This window comes from Bradyrhizobium sp. UFLA05-89 (assembly GCF_059803475.1).
In genome coordinates, this window is the sequence record NZ_JBANBA010000231.1 from 1 (window position 1) to 3,550 (window position 3,550).

Sequence of the window (3,550 nt, forward strand, 5' to 3'; positions counted from 1 at the left end):
TCGACAACCCGTTCGGCACGAGGCTGTCACCCATGTCTTAGGTACGGTCCGTTACCCATGTCTTCGGGCCGGACAGAGCGAAGGCTGGTGGGCGGTCACGGATTCGAACCGCGGACCCTCTCGGTGTAAACGAGATGCTCTAACCAGCTGAGCTAACCGCCCCTCGCCGCATCTTTAGCCCTAGGCCCCCCGAAGGGGCAAGGGCCGAACGTCAATCAGTGTTAGTCCCTGGGCCGCCCTGGCAGCCCCGGCACGGCGTCGATCCACAGCGCCGCCGACTGACACCAGATCTGCCGGCTGGGCCGCAAGGCCTCGCGCTGGCGGATGCTGCCCCAGCGGATGCCCCAATCATCGGCTTCGGTGCCCTCGCCGCTGGTGAACAACGGGGAACCGCAGTCGCCGCAGAAATGCTGGAAGCGCATCCGGCCGTTGTCGCCGCGCTTGCCATAGACCTTGGGCTTTCCGCCGGTCAGGCGGATGGTTTGACCGGAGCAGACCGCGGTCACCCGGAAGGGAGACCCGGTCAGCGCCTGGCAATCGTTGCAGTGGCACACCGAGACGGCATCCGGATCGATCTCCGCCGCGTAGCTGACCCGGCCGCAATGGCATTGTCCGTCAATCTGCATGCCCATGCTCCCGAAACAAAAACGGCGCCCGAAGGCGCCGTTTTAACATCTTTGGCCGGTCAGTGAGCGGTCAGGCCGCCGGCTGCTTCGTCGCCGTCCGGCTTCACCGTCACCTTGGTGTCCTCTTCCCAGACGATCGGCACCGGCTTCTTCACCAATGCCCGGGCGACGACGTCGTCGAGCCGCGAGACCGGGACGATGTCCATGCCGCCCTTGATCGCATCGGAAATCTCCGTGAGATCCTTGGCGTTGTCCTCAGGGATCAGCACCGTCTTGATGCCGCCGCGGGCGGCAGCCAGGAGCTTCTCCTTCAGACCGCCGATCGGCAGCACGCGACCGCGCAGCGTGATCTCGCCGGTCATTGCGACATCGTGGCGGACCGGGATGCCGGTCATGACCGAGATGATCGCGGTGGCCATCGCAACGCCCGCGGACGGACCGTCCTTCGGGGTAGCGCCCTCCGGCACGTGCACGTGGATGTCGCGCCTGTCGAACATCGGCGGCTCGACACCGTAGTTGATCGCGCGGGAGCGGACGTAGGATGCCGCCGCCGAGATCGACTCCTTCATGACGTCGCGCAGATTGCCCGTGACCGTCATCTTGCCCTTGCCGGGCATCATGACGCCTTCGATCGTCAGCAGCTCGCCGCCGACATCGGTCCATGCAAGGCCGGTGACGATGCCGACCTGCGGCTCGCTCTCGATCTCGCCGAAGCGGTACTTCGGCACACCCAGAAACTCTTCCAGAGTCTTCTCGGTGACCTTGACCGACTTCTTCTTCGAGATCATCAGCTCCTTCACCGCCTTGCGGGCGAGTGTCGAGAGCTCACGCTCCAGATTGCGCACGCCCGCTTCGCGGGTGTAGCGGCGGATCAGAAGCAAAAGCGCGTCATCGTCGATCGAGAACTCCTTGGAGTCCAGACCGTGCTTGGACACCGCGTTCGGGATCAGGTGCTTGCGCGCGATCTCGACCTTCTCGTTCTCGGTGTAGCCCGCGATCCGGATGATCTCCATGCGGTCCATCAGCGGCCCCGGAATATTGAGCGTATTCGCGGTCGTGATGAACATCACGTTGGAGAGATCGTAGTCGACCTCGAGATAGTGGTCGTTGAAGGTCGAGTTCTGCTCGGGGTCCAGGACCTCGAGCAGCGCCGAGGACGGATCGCCGCGGAAGTCGGCGCCCATCTTGTCGATCTCGTCCAAGAGGAACAGCGGATTGGACGACTTCGCCTTGCGCATCGACTGGATGATCTTGCCGGGCATCGAGCCGATATAGGTGCGGCGATGACCGCGGATCTCGGCCTCGTCGCGCACGCCGCCGAGCGAGACGCGCACGAATTCGCGCCCCGTCGCCTTGGCGATCGACTTGCCGAGCGAGGTCTTGCCGACGCCGGGCGGGCCGACCAGGCACAGGATCGGACCCGTGAGCTTGTTGGCGCGCGACTGCACCGCAAGATACTCGACGATGCGGTCCTTGACCTTCTCAAGCCCGTAGTGATCGGCATCGAGAACCGCCTGCGCGGCTTCCAGATCCTTCTTGACCTTGGACTTCTTGTTCCACGGGATCGACAGGAGCCAATCCAGATAGTTGCGCACGACGGTCGCTTCCGCGGACATCGGCGACATCTGGCGCAGCTTCTTCAGCTCGTGCTGCGCCTTCTCGCGCGCTTCCTTCGACAGCTTGGTCTTCGATATCTTCTCTTCGAGATCAGCGAGCTCATCGCGACCATCGTCGTCGCCGAGCTCCTTCTGAATCGCCTTCATCTGCTCGTTGAGATAGTACTCGCGCTGGGTCTTCTCCATCTGGCGCTTGACGCGCGAGCGGATGCGCTTCTCGACTTGCAGCACCGAGATCTCGCTCTCCATCAGCCCCAACACCTTCTCCAGGCGCGAGGTGACGGACAGCGTCTCCAGAATTCCTTGCCGATCCGCGATCTTGACGGCGAGATGCGAGGCAACGGTGTCGGCGAGCTTGGCGAAATCGGTGATCGCCTGCACGACGCCAACGACCTCGGCCGAGATCTTCTTGTTGAGCTTCACATAGCTCTCGAAGTCGGACACGACCGAGCGTGCCAGCGCTTCGGCCTCGACCGACTTGGCATCGGTGTCGGCGAGCGCGACCGCAGTCGCTTCGTAATAGTCGGCGCGATCGGTGTACTTCTCCACGCGCGCGCGCTCGAGCCCTTCGACCAGCACCTTCACGGTGCCGTCGGGAAGCTTCAGGAGCTGCAACACGCTGGCGAGCGTACCGGTCTCGTAAATCGCATCGGGCGCCGGATCATCGTCGGATGCGTTCTTCTGCGTCGCGAGCATGATCAGCGCATCGTTCTTCATCACCTCTTCGAGCGCGCGGATCGACTTCTCGCGGCCAACGAAGAGCGGCACGATCATGTGCGGGAAAACGACGATGTCGCGCAAGGGAAGCACGGGATAAGCGTGCGCTTCGCCGTGAATGATGGTTGGCCGGGGTTTGGGATTGGTCATGGCCTTTTCCTTTTGCTTTGCCCCCTTGCACGCAGCCCGCCGTAGCTAGCGCAACCGCCACAAGGTGCCGAGGTGATCCGCAAAACCAGTAGGCCCTAAAGCTTGGACCGGCTTCGCCGGATCGAAGTGAGGCGAATCTTGAAGAGAATTCCTGCTCGCCGTTGACATTAGGTGGCTATCGACCCGGGGGGTGTCAAGCCATTGAAAAACGCGCGCCATTCAGCGCTTACGCACGCGGGACGAGCGACGCAGCACCGGCTGCGGAGACACGTTCCGCAGCCGTCAATTCGAGAGGTTCGAAGGCTCAGACCAGCACCGTTCAGGCGCTGGCATTTTCGACCGCGCGATCGGAGCGATCGGCGTAGATGTAGAGCGGACGCGCCGTGCCTTCCACGACCTCGCGGGAGATCACGACCTCTTCCACACCTTCCAGGCCCGGCA

2 protein-coding genes and 1 tRNA gene are annotated in these 3,550 nt (G+C 63.1%); all 3 read right to left on the bottom strand.

Annotated elements, in window-relative coordinates:
• Window positions 1–85: 85 nt before the first annotated feature.
• Window positions 86–162 (bottom strand) — tRNA-Val (locus SO139_RS45745).
• 59 nt (window positions 163–221) lie between these two features.
• Window positions 222–626: a GFA family protein gene (locus SO139_RS45750; RefSeq protein WP_449384336.1), complete on the bottom strand. Its 405-nt coding sequence runs from the start codon at window positions 624–626 to the stop codon at window positions 222–224.
• A gap of 59 nt (window positions 627–685) precedes the next feature.
• Window positions 686–3,109 (bottom strand): endopeptidase La, encoded by a 2,424-nt coding sequence (lon, locus tag SO139_RS45755; protein ID WP_449384335.1) that lies wholly within the window; start codon window positions 3,107–3,109, stop codon window positions 686–688.
• Window positions 3,110–3,550 lie beyond the last annotated feature (441 nt).

What these genes read in the sequence shown, in the direction of transcription:
- SO139_RS45750 (WP_449384336.1), bottom strand. Translation starts at nt 626, where the DNA reads ATGCAGATTGACGGACAATGCCATTGCGGCCGGGTCAGCTACGCGGCG.
- lon (WP_449384335.1), bottom strand. Translation starts at nt 3,109, where the DNA reads ATGACCAATCCCAAACCCCGGCCAACCATCATTCACGGCGAAGCGCAC.